Origin of the sequence: Solilutibacter pythonis (assembly GCF_003697345.1) — a bacterium.
GTDB lineage: Bacteria > Pseudomonadota > Gammaproteobacteria > Xanthomonadales > Xanthomonadaceae > Solilutibacter > Solilutibacter pythonis.
Genome location: NZ_RFLY01000010.1, coordinates 1 through 16,180 on the forward strand (window position 1 = coordinate 1; position 16,180 = coordinate 16,180).

A 16,180-nucleotide genomic window follows, 5' to 3' on the forward strand; every position below is an offset into this window, starting at 1 on the left:
TCAGAGGCTCCCTTCACCTGCCCCTTGAGATAGGTATCTACCACTTCGCGTTTGAAGGCCGCACTGTACTTGGCCATGAAAAACCCCCGGAGATTGGATGGGTGTCCAACTTCCGGGGGGCAGTTCACCCGGGCGCCGTTTTCATTTCCGTCATACACCTGCCAACAAGACGAGCAGTCGGCATAATCGCGGGATGGCGCATACTTCGACTCACAATCCGGCCTGGACACTGGTCGCCCCCGCGATCGGCACCCTCTCCCTGCTCCTGGCCCTGACCGTCCCCACGCTTCCCGGCATCGATCTGCTGCTGGTGGTCGGGCTGTTCGGCAGCGTGGTCGCCGCCGTGCATCATGCCGAGGTCATCGCGCACAAGGTCGGGGAACCCTTCGGCACGCTGGTGCTGGCGTTGGCGGTGACGGCGATCGAAGTGGCGTTGATCGTGACGATGATGCTGGCCGGCGGCGAATCCACCTCGGGGCTGGCGCGCGACACCGTGTTCGCCGCGGTGATGCTGATCCTGAACGGCATCATCGGCCTCAGCCTGCTGGCCGGCAGCCGCCGCCACATCATCCAACACTACCGGGTGGATGGCGTGACCGCGGCATTGACCACGCTGAGCGCCATCGTGGTGCTGACCCTGGTGCTGCCCAACTTCACCACCAGCGTGCGCGGCCCACGCTACGACGCTTCGCAACTGGTCTTCATTTCCGTGGTGACTTTGGTGCTGTTCAGCGCCTTCACACTGTTCCAGACCCGGGGACATCGCGACTACTTCCTGCCGGTGGACGATGGCAACCCGGCCACCGAGGACCAGGTGGAGAAACCGGACAACCTCACCGCCCTCATCAGCCTGGCCTTGCTGCTGCTGAGCCTGAGCGTGGTGGTGCTCTCGGCCAAGAAACTGGCGCCGGCCATGGAAACCGTCCTCGCCGCCATGGGCGCGCCGCATGCGGTGGTGGGTATCGTGATCGCCGCCATCGTCCTATTGCCCGAAGGCGTGGCGGCGGTGCGCGCGGCCATCAACAACCGCATACAGACCAGCCTCAATCTGGCCGTGGGCTCGGCCATCGCCAGCATCGGGCTTACCATTCCGACGGTCGCCATCGTCGCCCTCGTGATGGACTGGCCGCTGACGTTGGGGCTGGACGCGAAATCCAGCATCCTGCTATTCCTTACCCTCTTCATCACCTCGATCTCTCTGCGTACCGGCAAGACCAACACGCAGATCGCGATCGTCCATGTGGTGCTGCTCGGTACCTATCTTTTCCTGAGTTTCGTCCCCTGATGGCATTCGAAATCAAAACCGTCTGCGTCTATTGCGGCTCCAACACCGGCGCCCGGCCCGCATACGCCGAAGCCGCCCGCATACTCGGCACCCGCCTCGCCCGCGAGGGGAAGGCGCTGGTCTACGGGGGCGGCAACATCGGATTGATGGGCGTCGTGGCCGATGCCGCGCTCGCCGCCGGCGGCGAGGTCATCGGCATCATCCCCCGGCAATTGCTCGACATGGAGGTCGCACACCTTGGGCTCACCCGCCTCGACGTGGTCGATTCGATGCATACACGAAAAATGCGGATGTTCGAAGCCTCCGATGCCTTCATCGCCCTGCCTGGCGGTTTCGGCACACTCGACGAAATGTTCGAAATGCTGACCTGGCGGCAGCTCGGCCTGGGCCGCAAGCCCTGCGCATTCCTCGATGTCGAGGACTTCTGGCGCCCCTTGCTGGCGATGATGGACACGATGGTGGCCGAGCGTTTCCTGCATCCCGAACAACGCGACGATCTTTGGCACGGCGAGGAGATCGACACGCTGTTCGCCTGGCTGCGCGCCTACCAACCGGCCAATGCCCGGAAATGGCTCGACGAGAAGCGCCGCAGCCAACTTGCAACCCAGGAGGCAACATGACGATCCCCGCCCGCTTCGACACCTTCCGCATCCATAACGACGACGCCGGTTATCGCAGCGGCATCGAGCCGCTTGGCGTGGACGACCTCAGCCCCGGTGAAATCGTCATCAAGACCGCGTATTCATCGGTCAATTACAAGGACGCATTGGCCGGCACCGGCGAGGGCAGGATTCTGCGCCGCTTTCCGCTGGTCGGCGGCATCGACGTCGCCGGCCACGTGGTGCGCTCGCGCGATCCGGCATTCAAGGAAGGCGACGCGGTGCTCGTCACCGGCTGCGGCCAGTCCGAAACCCGTGACGGCGGCTATGGCGAATATGCACGGCTGGAATCGCGATGGGCAATCGCCCTTCCCCACGGACTGAGCCTGCGCGAATCGATGATCCTCGGCACCGCCGGCTTCACCGCCGCGCTGGCGCTGTTGCGCATGCGCGAGAACCGGCAAGTGCCGGAACTCGGCCCGATAGCGATCACCGGGGCCAGCGGCGGCGTGGGCTCGCTCGGCATCGCCATCTTCTCGCGCGCCGGTTTCGAAGTACACGCGATCAGCGGCAAAAGCGAGCAGCATGATTACCTTGAATCCCTCGGCGCGCGGGAAGTGCTGGGCCGCGATGCCCTGACCGCCGCCCGGCCGATGGAGTCGGTCCGCTTCGGCGGCGCGCTCGACAACGTGGGTGGACCGATGCTGGCCAGCCTGCTGGCGCAGACCGCCCCCTACGGCAACGTCGCCAGCGCCGGGCTGGCCGCCAGCGCCGAACTGCCGACCAGCGTCATGCCCTTCATCATCCGTGGCGTCTCGCTGCTCGGCGTAGCCTCGGCCGGTACCGCCCGCAACATCCGCGAGCAGGTCTGGACGCATCTGGCCAACGACTGGAAGCCGGCCTGCCTCGACGCCATCTGCACCGATGAAGTGACCCTCGACGGGCTGCCGGCGGTGTTCCGAAAGATGCTGGCCGGCCATTCACTGGGCCGGACGTTGGTATGCTTCTGAATACGCCGCCCCCTGTTCCCGGCGCGCCGCTCAACCGGTAAAATTCTCCCGAATCAAGGGGAGCAACACATGGCACGCATCCTGGTCGTCGACGACTCGCCATCACAATTGATGGGTATCCGCCGCATCGTGGAAAAACTCGGGCACGAATGCCTCACCGCCGAAGACGGCGCGCAAGGGCTGGAAATGGCCAGAGCCGAGCTCCCCGACCTGATCCTGATGGACGTGGTGATGCCGAACCTCAACGGTTTCCAGGCCACCCGCTCGATCGTCCGCGATGAGGCCATCAAGCACATTCCGGTGGTACTGGTGACGACCAAGGATCAGGAAACCGACAAGGTCTGGGGGATGCGTCAGGGCGCCAAGGCTTACTTGACCAAGCCCTTCACCGACGCCCAGTTGACCGAGGTGATCGCCGAAGTGATGACACCCCCCTGATTTCCCCGCCGAAGCGGGCGCGGGAATTGAAACAAGTCGCTGTTGGCGTAGACCCTGACCAGGATGGATCACGGCCTCGCAGGCATGGGAATTGAAACCCGGATGGGAAGGCGATGGACATTGGTACGATGCCGTCCCGCCTACATGGGCGTGGGAATTGAAACCGGCTGGCCCAGCAACACGATGCTCAGCAGCTTGTCGCGCCTACGCGGGCGCGGGAATCGAAACCGCGAAAAGATTCGCGAGTGGCTGAAAGTGCTGCGGGTCATGCCCTCACGAGCGTGGCAATTGAAACCGCCTACATAGGTTGCCGATAACGGCAACCCTCTACACACACTCTCGCGGCGAGACGAAAATGCCGGGCCTGGCCCGGCATTCGCATGTGCGCCCGGGTAGCTCAATCGCGGGCGAAGGCTTCGCGCAAATCCTCGTAGGCGGCCTTCTGGCGCTCGTTCTTCGGTACCGGCGCCAACACTTCCAGCTCGACGATCTGATCGCCCGCGGCCTCGCCCGGCAGGCCGCGGCCGCGCAGGCGAAGCTTGCGCCCGGCCTCGGAGCCAGCGGGAATTTTCAGATCGACCGGCCCGCCCAGGGTCGGCACGGTCACGACATCGCCAAGCGCCGCCTGCCACGGCGCGACCTCCAGAACGTGGATCAGGTTGCGGCCATCGACATCGAACTGCGGATGCGCGGCATATTCGATCTCCAGCAGCAAGTCGCCATGCGTCCCCTGCCCCTTGAGCCGGATCTTCTGCCCCGGCTTGATGCCCCTGGGGATCTTCACATCCAACGATTTGCCGTTCAGCCCGATCCGTACCGAATCCCCCTTGTACACGGCCTCCAGCGGCACCGAGAGCCTGGCCCGCGAATCACCGCGCGGCGGCGCCTGGGTGTGCGGGCCACCAAAACCGCCGCCGCGCCGGCCACGCCCGAGCACTTGTTCGAAAAAATCGCTGAAACCGCCGCCCGCGCCACCGCCGGCGAAGATTTCGTCGAAGTCGAAATCGCCCGCGCCGGATTGTCCGTAAGCGCCCTGGCCGCCGTAATGGCCGCCACCCGGCGGTATTTCGTCGCCGGGCCGAAATCCGCGCGCGCGCAATTGATCGTAGGCGGTGCGCTTCTCCGGGTCGCGCAGGGCCTCGTAGGCCTCGTTGACGGCCTTGAATTTTTCCTCGGCACCGGCTTCCTTGCTGACATCGGGGTGGTATTTGCGCGCCAGCCGCCGGTAAGCGGTCTTGATCTCGGCCTCGCCGGCGCCGGGTTCGACGCCCAGCGTGTCGTAGTAATCCTTGAACTCCATCGTCTGCCCCGCGGCTCGTTCGCATGCTCAATGCACCAACCTGGAAGATGGGCCTTCAGCACCGCGCGTTCAAGCTCGGACACGAAATATTGACACTACCTTCCAGGCCGCCACCTAGACTGGACGCTTCCCCCAGGAGTCAAGCACATGAGCATCCAACCCGGCCAACAAATACCCGAAGCCGTCCTGCAAACCCTGCGCGATGGCATGCAGAAGATCGACACCCGCCACCTGTTCGAAGGCAAGCGGGCGGTGCTCTTCGCCGTGCCCGGCGCCTTCACCCCGACTTGCTCGGAACGCCATCTGCCCGGTTACGTCGAACATGTCGATGAATTCACCCGCCGCGGTATCGAACTCATGTGTCTCTCGGTCAACGACCCGTTCGTGATGCAGGCCTGGGGCGAGGCGCAGAAGGTGCCGCCAAGCTTGTGGATGCTGGCCGACGGCAACGGCGACTTCACCCGTGCGCTCGGCCTGGAAATGGATGCCAGCGCCTATGGCATGGGCCTGCGCAGCAAGCGCTTCGCGTTGTATGTCGAGGACGGCGTGGTGCGCGACGTGCAGGTGGAGGCGCCAGGCGAATTCAAGGTCTCCGGCGCCGAACACATGCTTTCGCGGCTCCCCGACTGATCGCATTCCCTCCCCCCCCCCACGGAGTTCAAGCCATGAGCAAGAAAAGCCAGAAGTCCGCCAAGAAGCCCGCCAAGCCATCGGCCGATGCCGGCTTCACTTCCACCAAGGCGTTGCGCGAGCGCGCCCGAAAGAACATCGAACAGGGTGCGGTGACACCCAGTTACAGCGCCGAGCGCGAGGTGGTGATCGAGAAACTCAACGAATCGCTGGCCACCGAGTGGATCTGCGTGCTGCGCTACATGCGCCACTACTTCATGGCCCAGGGCATGCTGGCCGATGCGGTCAAAGCCGAGTTCCTGGAACACGCCAAGCAGGAACAGGCGCATGCCGACCTGATCGCCGAGCGCATCGTCCAACTGGGCGGCGAACCCGACCTCGACCCAGCCACCTTGGCCGGGCGCTCGCACGCCGAGTACGTGGAAGGCAAGAACCTGCGCGACATGGTGCGCGAGAATCTGATCGCCGAACGTATCGCCATCGATGCCTACCGCGAGCTGATTGATTTCGTCGGCGACAAGGACACCACCACCAAGCGGATGCTGATGCATATCCTGGCGCAGGAAGAGGAGCATGCCGACGAATTCGCCGACCTGCTGAACGGCTGGATTGGCGACTGAACTCGGCCACGCCTCAGCGCGCGGCCACCACGATCCGTTCGAACTCCAGGCGCGCCCAGGCGCCGTTCTCGGCCATCGCGGTCAGGCTGTGGCGTCCAGCCGGCATGTCCAGCGGCAGGCGGAATTCGCCGCCATCGCGGCTGCTGCCGACCCAGCGCCCATCGAGCAACCATTGCACTTGGCCGCGCGCCTCCGGTGCGCTGACCCCGATGTGACCGGGCTCGCCCGGCGGCGCGGCGAGCCGGCTGCCATCAACGATGCCGTCGATGCGCAGGCCCAGCGCGCGCTCGCGTCCGTCATCGACACAATCGGCGGCGAGCGGCGGCAGGCGCGCCGCCCGCCGTGTGGCCACGTCCAGCCAGGGCGCGGCGAGCGCCGGCCAGCGGGCGACATCGACGATGCGCGCTTCGTGCGGCAGGCGGCAATCGGCACTCAGGCGCTGGCCGCTGACCGCATCCACCCGCAGCCGTTCGCGCAGGGAATTCCAGCCGCGCGATTCGCGTTCGGGAAACGTGGGGGGAATGCCGCCGTTCAATATCCACGCTTGGCGGCGTTGCCGGCACAGTGCAGGCGCAGCCGGTTCCGGCGCGGTACCGAGCGGCCAGCAGATGGTGGCCGCTTCGACATCGATGGGCCGCACCGTGGACGGCGGGGACCGGCGCGGCCGCGGCAGGGTATCGATCACCTCGAACATCAAGGGCAGCGCGGTCACCGCGCCGTACTGGCCGGGCAGCGGCGTTCCGTCGGGCCGGCCGACCCAGAGGCCAACGCTGTAATCCGGCGTCGAGCCGAGCGCCCAGGCATCGCGGTAGCCGTAGCTGGTGCCGGTCTTCCACGCCACCGGATGGCGGCTGGCGGAAACGCCCATCACCGCGCCGGGACGCGGGTTGGCCTGCAACATCTCACGCACGATCCAGGCCGCGCCGGGCGAAAGCAGGCGGCGCTCCCGCCTCCGGTCGCCGGCGACATAGCGCACCCGGCCGGCGACGCCGCCGCGTTGCAGGGCGGCGTAGGCTCCGAGCAGGTCGTCCAGCCGCGTGCCGACACCGCCAAGGATCATCGCCAGGTTGGGCTTCGCCCCGGCCGGCAGGCGTAATGCCAGCCCTGCATTGTCCAGCCGCGCGGCGAAGCGTGCCGGCCCGACCTGCTCCAGCAGCGCCACCGCCGGCACGTTGAGCGACATCCGCAGGGCATCGGCGGCCGAGACCGGGCCGTGGAAGTCCTCGCCGAAATTGCCCGGCCGGTAGCCACCGAACGCCTGCGGCGCGTCGACGAACAGGCTTTCGGAATGGATCAGGCCATCGTCCAGCGCCAACCCGTACAGAAAAGGCTTGAGGGTGGAACCGGGCGAGCGCACCGCCCGCACCATGTCGATGTGGCCCAGCCGCGCCTTGTCGCCATAGGCCACCGAACCGACATAGGCGCGCGCCTCCATCGTACGGTTGTCGATGACCAACAACGCGGCCGAGGTGCGCGGCGGCAGGCGGGCGAAGTAGCCCCGCACGCGTGCCTCCAGCGCACGTTGCAGATCGATGTCGAGGGTGCTGACGATGCGCGCCTCGCCCGGATGCTCGCGGCGCAGACGCTCGGCCAGCAGCGCGGCCACGAGCGGCGGTTGCAGGCTGCGCGCTACGACCGGCTCGATTCGGGCGTCTTCGACCTCGGCCTCCGTCCACAGACCGAGCGCGGCCATTCGCGCCAGCAGCTTGTCGCGAGCACGACGCGCGGCCTCCGGCGCGCGGTCGGGCCTCAGGCGGCTGGGCGATTGTGGCAGCACCGCCAGCAGCGCGGCCTCGGCATGGCTGAGTTCGCTGGCCGGCTTGCCGAGATAGGCCCAACTGGCGGTGTCCACACCCTCGATCACCCCACCGTAGGGCGCACGCTCCAGATACAGGGTGAGAATCTCGCGCTTGGATAGGTGCGCCTCCAACTGCAACGCACGCAGCATCTGCTTAAACTTGCCGCCCAGGCTGCGCGAATGCGGGTCGATCAACCGCGCCACCTGCATGGTCAAGGTCGATCCCCCTGAGACGATTCGACCCGCGCGCAGCACTTGCCAGCCGGCACGTCCGAGCGCGAACGGATTGATACCGGGATGCCGCCAGAACCAACGATCCTCGTAACCCAGCAGCGCTTCCAGATACAGCGGCGATACCGTATCCGGCGTGGCCGGATGCCGCCACACTCCACCCGCATCGGCGAACGCGCGCAACGGCCGGCCATCGCGGGCAGTGACCAGCACGCTCATGTCGCCGCGTCGTGGCAGCGGCAATGGGAACAGGCGATCAAGTGTCAGAACGACAAGAACGAGCAGGCACAACGCGATGGCCAAGGCTCGCAGCACGCGGTGACGCGGCAGCACCACCCCTGCCGGCGAATCACTGTCGCCCTTCATATTGCCACCGTGCCCCGTGGCCCGCCTGTCGTCTCTCGCCCGTGCATGTACTCAGGACAGCCGAAAGAAAATACCTATGCCCGCCATCCCGCCCACCGCAAACCAGATGGCGATGCCGGTCACCGCGCAAAGAAAAGCCGAGCCGATACGGCGGCCCAGCAACCAATGCTTCCCGATGAGAAATGGAAGGATCACCAACACCACCAACAGGACGAAACCGGACAGCCCATAAGCTTCAATGCCTCTCCGACACGCGTTTATCGCCATCCACCCGCACGGCTACGCGCAGGCGACGGAAACAGAAAACGTACGCCCTTTGCAGGATGGTTCTAGTGTCCCGTTCATCATGCGCTAACCGAGCGACAGCGTCCTGGCCTGCGTCTGTTGCTGCGCCTGCTGCTGGTTCTGCGCCGCCAGTTGCTCCTCGCGTTGCTGGTTGGCTTGCAGTGTCTGTTGGATGCTCTCCCGCAGCGGCGGCGCTTCGGCGGTCACCTCCAGCCAGACGCGTTGGCCTGGCGTCGTGCCGATCACGTGTAATTGGTTGCCCAGCATCGTCACACCGGCCACTTGTTCCGTCTCGTGGATGCCATTGCGCTTGGCTTCCAGCAGCGCCTGCGCGACCACTGCGTCGCCAACGTGGGCGGGCGTTTGGCCGCGCAGTGCGCTGAACATCGCCCGATCGTCGGGGGGCAGCATCCGCAGGCTGTATTCATGGGCTTCGCTGCGTTCAGTTGCTGGTTGCGTCGAGACGTAGTGCGCCGACTTCGCCGCCAGCCAGCGCGCCCCCGAGGTTTCCACCGGGATCGATGTGGCCTCGGCCGCGGGCAGGCCAAAGCGCCTGCCTTCGTCCTCGGCGTAGTGGCGCTCGATGGCGTGAATCCAGCCATCCTTGTCCATCTCCACCCGGGTGATGCCCTGCTTGCGCTCGGCGGCTTCCGCGGCGAGGCGGGCGGCCAGCCATTCGGTATGCGGGCCGGGGGCGATGCCTTGTTCGGCCTCCATGCGTCGCACGGCTTTCAGGGTGTGGGTGTAGGCGTCGTGGCCGGGGTGGTCGGGTTGGCGGATGTCCGGGCCATGCTTCAGCGCCGGGGCGAAGCCGGGCGGCAGCGGTGAATGGGCGGGGGCGGATTCGGCTTGCTGGATAGCTTGCCGAGCATCCGGCGGCTGGGCGTCCGGTTGGGCATCCGGCGGCGGCTCGCCCTGCGCCAAGGTCTTGGGGCTGGGCAGCAACTGGCGGTGCGGGTCGTCGGCGTGGAACTGATTCGACTTCTGCTGGCGTTCAAGGCGGAGTTGGCGGGTGTCGTTCAACGCCTCCAATTGCTTGGCATCGCTGACCTCCTGGAACAGCGGCGCCGCACCCGCGCCATTGTTCGAAACCACCGACCAGGTGTCGTCCCGGGTGTCATAGCGATAGTAGAAATTATTCGCGCCGATGGTGTCGGGGTCGACGTCGTCGCGGGCATTGGCGGCCAACGCCGAGGCCAGGCCCAGATGGCCGAGATAGCGTGTGCCCTCGCCCCATGGCAGGTAGCGGCGGATGTCACTCAGCGTGCTATTGGCCCGGTGCAGGCCCAGGGCCGAGTTGTCCAGCATGTTCGACCAGATGCGCTCGGCGGCTCGCTCGCCGTCCTGGCGGCGGGCGGCTTCGAGTAGTTGGCGTGGGGTCCAGGCGTTGGGGTCGAGGCGGTGGTCGTCGAAGGTAATGTCGTGAGCGCGTTGTACGTCCCAAACCGGCAGGTTGAGTGCGCTTTGGGGATCACGGTTTTCTTGAAACTGTACCCGACGCCGTTCGTAATCCTCCTGGATCAGTTGCTGGCCGAAGGCTTCCCACTCGCGTTCGGTGAGCGCGCGGCCACCATGTTGTTGAGCATAGGTATTGGCCACCTTACCGGGCATGTTGTCGTTGCGCACCACGCCCAGCGCCAGCAGGCCGTAGCCGTCGTTGCCGGGCAAATGCGCAAGATAGTTCCAGTAAAGCTCGCGGTTTCTCTCCTTCGCATAGTGCTCGAGGATGTTCAGGTCTTGCCGGGTCAAGCCACTCATCACTGTTTCCCTTCTTCAATGCCGATGTGGAACTTTGCCATCAGTTCACGGTAGCGTGCTTCGATCCGCGCCCAATCGCGCATCAGCACCCGCGGGTAATTCGCGCCCACCTTGATCCCATACTCCGGTATCGCGAAGCTGTGCGAGCACTGGGCGACGCGCGGGTTGTCGTCCTCGATCACCGTGTCGCCCTGGATGATCAAGCCATCCGGCTTACTGGGCGGATCACAGCGGATGAAGGTCAGGTTATGTCCTTGCGCGTCCCGGCGCACGAACCAATCCTTGATATCCCAGGGATTCACTGGCCAGGCATAGCGATCGCGCTGCCCTTCGATCAGCTTGAGATAGCGCGCCTTGTCCGCTTCGCTCACGTACCAGCGCTCCAGGCCTCGCACGTCCTCGCCACGGGTGCGATGGGAAATATTGTCGGTTGGATCCTGCCGCTGGATCGGGTCATCCGAGAAAGTGCTGCCCATGCTGTCCATCGCCTCCTGCAACGGCCACTTGTCGATATAGGTGAAACCCGCGCGAATCTGCCGGTTGAACTCGTTCATACTCATCTCGCGCCGCCGGCCGGGAGGGAGTGGCTCCAGTTTCGGCCAGACGAGTTCCATACTCACGCTGCCCTGGAAATCCGGGCCGATCTGGTCGGTGAAGTAATTGGCCGGGATCATGAAACGATGCGGCCCGAGCCGGGCCAGTTTCGGGGCGTTGGTATAAGTGTAGTCACCCACCGTGGGGCCGATGACCAAGGGTTCCTTCAGCGTGGACATGTCGATCTTCCTCTCGGTTTTCTTGTCGGCCGGCGGGGTGGCGGGTTCGGCGGCGCAGGCGGCGCCGAGCAGGCCGGCCAGCGCCAAGGCGAGCAGGCCGGGTATGGCCCGGAGGCGGCCTGGCGATATCGGGCGGGCGGGAGGGCTTCTCGTCATGCGGGTACCCGGTGCGCGGATGGGGGGACATCGGGATCAGGCCACGGGTCTCGAACAAGGTCAAATCCGCCCCCGCCCGCCCCGGTGGTGTGGATCACGCGCGGGCCGTCGCGCGGCGGCCTGTCTTCAGCACGGCCGGCCTGCCCAACCGGGCCGAGGGTGGAAAACACGGCCAGTTCAAGGTGGTGGCATGGCGGCGAGTCGTTGGTGGCGATGGCCCGCTTGAGGAATCAACGAAACAACCGATGGTCCCGTTTCAAACGTGCCTGAAAACTCCACCGACGGGGGCTGCTGCGCAGCCCGTGGCAGTCCCTGGAACAATCCCCGTGCCGCATCCACCAGCGGACACCGGCATCGAAAACAAACACAACGCTGGCGAATGGCTTGAACGGCCCAGAACGTCGGGCAGGAAGCCCCACCCACGGCCATCCCGAACGCACATTACGTTGTGATCGCTCCATCGGCTTGTTGCTGATACGGCTTGCAAATTGATATCAATTTGATATCTTTCAATCCAACATCACGGAACCCTCGCCATGAAAGAGAAATCCATTCATTCCCTGCCCGGCGTACCGATGCTGCTGGGCCTGTCGCTGGCCATCCTGGCTTCCGGCGTCCTGCTTCTGCCGGGCTTCGGCGGCGGCGTCGTCGCGGTTGTGGCGGGTGTGCTTGGCCTGCTGCTGTCGATACTGCTGATGGCCGGTCTGTACATGGTCGAACCCAACCAGGCGGCGGTGCTGAATTTCTTCGGCAAGTACATCGGCACGGTCAAGGACAACGGCCTGCGCTGGAACAATCCCCTCTACGGCAAGCGCAAGGTATCGATGCGGGTGCGCAATTTCGAGAGCGGCAAGCTGAAGGTCAACGAGTTGGAAGGCTCACCGATCGAGATCGCCGCGGTGATCGTCTGGCAGGTGGTCGATGCCTCGGAGGCGGTCTACAACGTCGACGATTACGAGAGCTTCGTCCACATTCAGTCCGAAGCCGCACTGCGTTCGATGGCCACCAGCTACCCCTACGACCCGCACGAAGATGACCAGTTGTCGCTGCGCAGCCACGCCGCCGAGATTTCCGAACACCTGCGGAAAGAATTGGCCGAGCGCCTGGCAGATGCCGGCGTGCGGGTACGCGATGCGCGCATCAGCCACCTGGCCTACGCGCCCGAAATCGCCCAGGCGATGCTGCAACGCCAACAGGCCAGCGCAATCATCGCCGCGCGCACGCGGATCGTCGCCGGCGCGGTCGGCATGGTGCAGATGGCGTTGGAGGAATTGCACAAGACCGGCACGGTGACGCTGGACGAGGAACGCAAGGCGGCCATGGTCAGCAACCTGCTGGTGGTGCTGTGCGGCGAACGCGCCACCCAGCCGATCGTCAACGCCGGGACGCTGTACTGATGGCGGCACTGGTTCCTTTGCTGCTGGCGCTGGCGGGCCTGGGCGCGGTGGCGGTCGCGGCCTGGCTGTCGAAGGACGGCCGGCCCGCCTCGCCCGGCCTGGCGCTGCGGATGGCGCTGACCGGCATCGCCATCCTGCTCGGCGCCATCGCCCTCTACCTGACCGGCAACGACGCCAATGCCGCCACCTGGATCACCCTGTCCATGGCCCTGACCGTCAACCTGCTGGCGGTTTCGATGTGGCTGCACCTGCGCCGCCCGAACCCAGCGGAACCGCCCTGCCCGTGAGCGGGAAAAAAGCCTACCCGCTGCGCATCAATGCCGCCATCCTGCAAGAAATGCAGCGCTGGGCGGACGACGAACTACGCAGCGTCAACGCCCAGATCGAATACGTTCTGCGCGACGCCCTGCGCCGCGCCGGGCGATTACCGAAACCGAACCACGACACCCCCGAGGAAGACACGCCATGAACGAACGCTGGGAATACAAGGTGATCGACGTCTCCGCCAACCTCTCCGGCCGCCCCGGCGAGAAGGTCGAACGAACCCTCAACGAATTGGGCGAAGACGGCTGGGAACTGGTCTCCGCCCTGCGCGGCAGCCTGATGGAACCCACGCGGCTGTACCTGAAACGCCGCCTGGGCTGAACCGGCGTACCCGCCGATGCGCGGACCCCGCCCATACGAAACCGTCGGGATCAAGCCCGGCCCGCCGGGCGGCTCCGGCCATGGCCGGATACCGCAAGCATTCGACCGCATCGGCCGGCAAGACCGAGCACTGGCCGGTTCCGTCATCGGCCAGCGTGAAACATCCCTCCCGTCATCACCATGTTCTAGAAAAAGGAGACCTCAAGATGCGCCGCGCCCTGCTCGCCCTGCTGTTTGCCTCCACCGCCATGAGCGCCCCGGCCCAAGTCGCGCCCGACACCGCGCGCGCCACCACGACCCGGCTACTCGACCACCTCGACCGCGGCGAGTTTGCCGCCGCCGAGGCGATGTTCGATGACGCGATGCGCCAGGCCGTCCCGCAAGCGATGCTGGCGCAAATATGGAAAGCGTTGCCGAAGGCCAGTGCCCGCGGCGACGTGCGGCTCAAGACCGATGGCGCCACGCGGATCACCCTGACACCGTTGAAGCGGGGCGAAGCCCACTTCGATGCCACCATCAGCATTGCCGCCGACGGCCGTGTTTCCGGGCTGCTGGTGCGCCCGGCACAACCAGCCACACCGGCACCGCCCGTCCCCGCCGACGCCACCTACACGGAACGGGAAACCAAGGTTGGAAGCGGCGAGCGCGCCCTGCCCGCCACGCTCGCCATGCCCCAAGGCGCCGGCCCCTTCCCCGCCGTCGTACTGGTGCACGGTTCCGGCCCGCAGGACCGCGACGAAACCATCGGGCCGAACAAGCCCTTCCTCGACATCGCCCGTGGCCTTGCCGCGCAAGGCATCGCGGTACTGCGCTACGACAAACGCACCCTGGCCCGGCCGCGCGATTACGCCGATGGCCGCATCGACATCGATGGCGAAACCACCGATGACGCCCTGGCCGCCGTCGCCACGCTGCGCGCCACGCCCGGCATCGACCCCGGGCGCGTGTTCGTGCTCGGCCACAGCCAGGGCGGCATGATGGCGCCACGGATCGGCATACGCGAACCGCGAATCGCCGGGCTGATCCTCCTCGCCGCCCCGGCGCGCAACCTGCTCGACATCCTGCTCGAACAAAACGACCGCCTGCTGAAAATGCGGGGCGCGCGCGAAAGCGAAGCCGGCATCGCCCACATGCGCAGGCTGGAATCCCAGATCGCCGCGATTCGCGCCGGCGGCGCGGCCGAGGAAACCGGCACGCCCCTCGACCAGCCCGCCGGCTACTGGCGCAGCGTGGAGAAGGTCGATCCCGTCGCCGAAGCGCGCAAGGCCCGGCAACCGATGCTGCTCTTGCACGGCGGCCGCGACATCCAGGTGGTGGAAGCCGACTGGCGGCGCTGGCAAGCGGCCTTCGGCAAAGACGGCCGCGCCACGCTCAAGCATTACCCCACACTCAACCACCTGGGCATGGAAAGTACGGAGAACGCCGGGCTTGAGCGCTATCGACAGCCGGGCCACGTCGACCGGCGGCTGATCGATGACGTGGCGCAATGGATCAAGGCCCGCCGATGAACGCTCCCCGCCGATTCGAAGTAACCCCGCCGGATGCGCGCATGCCGACGCTCGTGATCGGCCTCACCCTACTGGCCTGCGCCGGCGCGCTGGCCCTGGCCTGGCGCGAGGCGCAGGGCGCGATGGCCTGGCTACTGCCGCCACTGGCCGCGCTCGTTCCGGCGCTCACCGCCCTCGCGCTGCGCCGCCGCCAGGTGGTGCTCGATGACGGCATCCTGACCATCGTCGCCGGGCTGAACCGGCGGCGGGTGACGGCATCGGCCTTGCGGCTGGAGGAAGCCCGGGTGATCGACATCGAGACGAATCCCGAATACCGCGTCGGCATCAAGACCTTCGGCACGGCCATACCCGGGTATTACGCCGGCCACTTCCGCCAAATCGGCGGCCGCCGGATATTCGCGCTCATTACCGACACCCGCCGCGTGCTGGCGATCCCCGAAAACGACGGCCGCCTGCTGATGCTGAGCCTGCAACGCCCGCAATCGCTGCTCGACGCCCTGCGGCGCGGCTGAGCCACATCACTTACCCTGTGCCGATGCGACCACGTCCCGAACTACTGCTCAACAGCCCGGAGATCGAAATCTGGCCGGCGTGGCTGCTGCGCGCACGCGGCAACGCCGACGCGCGAGAGCTGGCGCAGGCGCGCTGGGTGATGCGGCGCAAACGCGACGGCCGCCATCTCGCCGTGGTGGATGCCGAAGGCGGCTGGCGGCCGTTGCTGCCACAGCCCGAACACCAAGCCGGATTCACCGAAGCCGTGCGCTGGTTCACGCGGCGCACTTTCCGCCGCGCGCAAGCCACGCACCCGGCGCGCGCACTGCCGATGCACGCGCTGGAGCGGCATCTCGCGGCATTGGGCCTGGATGCCGAAGCCTATGCCGCGCATACCGGCCTGGCGCGGGTGGCGGAGCCGGATTGGCTAGCCTTCGCCGGCCTCGACCGCTACCGCCGCACGCTCTGGCTGACGGCTCCCGCCGCCCGCGCCTGGCGGCGCATGCAGGCGGCCGCGCTGACCGACGGCATCGTGCTGGAAGCGGTTTCCGGCTTTCGCAGCCATGCCTACCAATTGGGCATCTTCGAGCGCAAACGCGCGCGCGGCCTGGGCGTGGAGGCCATTCTCGCGGTCAACGCCGCGCCGGGCTTCTCCGAGCACCATTCCGGCCAAGCGCTGGATATCGCTACGCCCGGCGAGCCCCCGGCCGAGGAAACCTTCGAAGCCACGCCCGCCTTCGGCTGGCTCGCCCGGCATGCGGCGGATTCCGGCTTCCACCTGAGCTATCCGCGCGGCAATCCCCACGGCATCGTCTACGAACCGTGGCACTGGCGTCACACCGGCTGAGCCGCGCCATCGCCTAGAATGCGCGCTGGTTCACACGCCATC

The 16,180-nt window shown here is 66.3% G+C and carries 18 protein-coding genes; 13 read left to right on the forward strand and 5 right to left on the reverse strand.

What is annotated here, in order from left to right; genetic code table 11:
• The first annotated feature begins 193 nt into the window (after positions 1-193).
• From EBB59_RS08065 to pilH, 4 genes are all read left to right on the forward strand, one after another.
• The gene (locus EBB59_RS08065) at positions 194-1,285 is read left to right on the forward strand and encodes a calcium:cation antiporter (RefSeq protein ID WP_122101647.1); all 1,092 of its coding nucleotides are present in this window, start codon (positions 194-196) and stop codon (positions 1,283-1,285) included.
• Between the two features lie 11 nt (positions 1,286-1,296).
• Positions 1,297-1,905 (forward strand): LOG family protein, encoded by a 609-nt coding sequence (locus EBB59_RS08070; RefSeq protein WP_122101728.1) that lies wholly within the window; start codon positions 1,297-1,299, stop codon positions 1,903-1,905.
• A complete protein-coding gene (locus EBB59_RS08075; RefSeq protein ID WP_122101648.1) occupies positions 1,902-2,894 on the forward strand; it encodes a YhdH/YhfP family quinone oxidoreductase in 993 nt (330 codons plus the stop codon). Before EBB59_RS08070 ends, EBB59_RS08075 begins: the two co-directional genes overlap by 4 nt.
• A gap of 69 nt (positions 2,895-2,963) precedes the next feature.
• Positions 2,964-3,332 carry a twitching motility response regulator PilH gene (gene pilH, locus EBB59_RS08080; protein ID WP_122101649.1) on the forward strand — a complete coding sequence of 123 codons (369 nt, stop codon included), beginning with the start codon at positions 2,964-2,966 and terminating at the stop codon, positions 3,330-3,332.
• A 397-nt stretch (positions 3,333-3,729) separates the two neighbouring features.
• Here the strand turns inward: pilH and EBB59_RS08085 are convergent, their stop codons facing one another.
• Positions 3,730-4,632 carry a DnaJ C-terminal domain-containing protein gene (locus EBB59_RS08085; RefSeq protein ID WP_122101650.1) on the reverse strand — a complete coding sequence of 301 codons (903 nt, stop codon included), beginning with the start codon at positions 4,630-4,632 and terminating at the stop codon, positions 3,730-3,732.
• Positions 4,633-4,779: 147 nt separating this feature from the next.
• Between EBB59_RS08085 and EBB59_RS08090 the strand changes: the two genes are divergently transcribed.
• Both EBB59_RS08090 and EBB59_RS08095 read left to right on the forward strand, forming a co-directional pair.
• Positions 4,780-5,262, forward strand: a complete 483-nt coding sequence (locus EBB59_RS08090; protein ID WP_122101651.1) for a peroxiredoxin — start codon at positions 4,780-4,782, stop codon at positions 5,260-5,262.
• A 35-nt stretch (positions 5,263-5,297) separates the two neighbouring features.
• On the forward strand, positions 5,298-5,882 hold the full coding sequence (locus EBB59_RS08095; RefSeq protein WP_122101652.1) for a ferritin-like domain-containing protein: 585 nt from the start codon (positions 5,298-5,300) through the stop codon (positions 5,880-5,882).
• 13 nt (positions 5,883-5,895) lie between these two features.
• On the opposite strand, the gene pbpC is transcribed toward EBB59_RS08095, so the two are convergent.
• From pbpC to EBB59_RS08115, 4 genes are all read right to left on the reverse strand, one after another.
• Positions 5,896-8,277, reverse strand: a complete 2,382-nt coding sequence (gene pbpC / locus EBB59_RS08100; RefSeq protein WP_122101653.1) for a penicillin-binding protein 1C — start codon at positions 8,275-8,277, stop codon at positions 5,896-5,898.
• 51 nt (positions 8,278-8,328) lie between these two features.
• A complete protein-coding gene (locus EBB59_RS08105) occupies positions 8,329-8,544 on the reverse strand; it encodes a hypothetical protein (protein WP_122101654.1) in 216 nt (71 codons plus the stop codon).
• Between the two features lie 84 nt (positions 8,545-8,628).
• The gene (locus EBB59_RS08110) at positions 8,629-10,320 is read right to left on the reverse strand and encodes an XVIPCD domain-containing protein (protein WP_122101655.1); all 1,692 of its coding nucleotides are present in this window, start codon (positions 10,318-10,320) and stop codon (positions 8,629-8,631) included.
• Positions 10,320-11,249 (reverse strand): hypothetical protein, encoded by a 930-nt coding sequence (locus EBB59_RS08115; protein ID WP_147455537.1) that lies wholly within the window; start codon positions 11,247-11,249, stop codon positions 10,320-10,322. Before EBB59_RS08115 ends, EBB59_RS08110 begins: the two co-directional genes overlap by 1 nt.
• Positions 11,250-11,785: 536 nt before the next feature.
• Between EBB59_RS08115 and EBB59_RS08120 the strand changes: the two genes are divergently transcribed.
• The 7 genes from EBB59_RS08120 to EBB59_RS08150 all read left to right on the forward strand — a co-directional run bounded on the left by EBB59_RS08120 (position 11,786) and on the right by EBB59_RS08150 (position 16,138).
• On the forward strand, positions 11,786-12,646 hold the full coding sequence (locus EBB59_RS08120) for an SPFH domain-containing protein (protein ID WP_122101657.1): 861 nt from the start codon (positions 11,786-11,788) through the stop codon (positions 12,644-12,646).
• A complete protein-coding gene (locus EBB59_RS08125; RefSeq protein ID WP_245979181.1) occupies positions 12,646-12,933 on the forward strand; it encodes a hypothetical protein in 288 nt (95 codons plus the stop codon). Before EBB59_RS08120 ends, EBB59_RS08125 begins: the two co-directional genes overlap by 1 nt.
• On the forward strand, positions 12,930-13,115 hold the full coding sequence (locus EBB59_RS08130; protein WP_122101658.1) for a type II toxin-antitoxin system antitoxin: 186 nt from the start codon (positions 12,930-12,932) through the stop codon (positions 13,113-13,115). The genes EBB59_RS08125 and EBB59_RS08130 overlap by 4 nt, the downstream gene beginning before the upstream one ends.
• Positions 13,112-13,291: a DUF4177 domain-containing protein gene (locus EBB59_RS08135; protein WP_122101659.1), complete on the forward strand. Its 180-nt coding sequence runs from the start codon at positions 13,112-13,114 to the stop codon at positions 13,289-13,291. Before EBB59_RS08130 ends, EBB59_RS08135 begins: the two co-directional genes overlap by 4 nt.
• 206 nt (positions 13,292-13,497) lie before the next feature.
• The gene (locus EBB59_RS08140; protein ID WP_122101660.1) at positions 13,498-14,799 is read left to right on the forward strand and encodes an alpha/beta hydrolase; all 1,302 of its coding nucleotides are present in this window, start codon (positions 13,498-13,500) and stop codon (positions 14,797-14,799) included.
• Positions 14,800-14,840: 41 nt separating this feature from the next.
• On the forward strand, positions 14,841-15,311 hold the full coding sequence (locus EBB59_RS08145) for a PH domain-containing protein (RefSeq protein WP_211327713.1): 471 nt from the start codon (positions 14,841-14,843) through the stop codon (positions 15,309-15,311).
• Positions 15,312-15,334: 23 nt separating this feature from the next.
• Positions 15,335-16,138 (forward strand): M15 family metallopeptidase, encoded by an 804-nt coding sequence (locus EBB59_RS08150; protein ID WP_122101662.1) that lies wholly within the window; start codon positions 15,335-15,337, stop codon positions 16,136-16,138.
• Positions 16,139-16,180 lie beyond the last annotated feature (42 nt).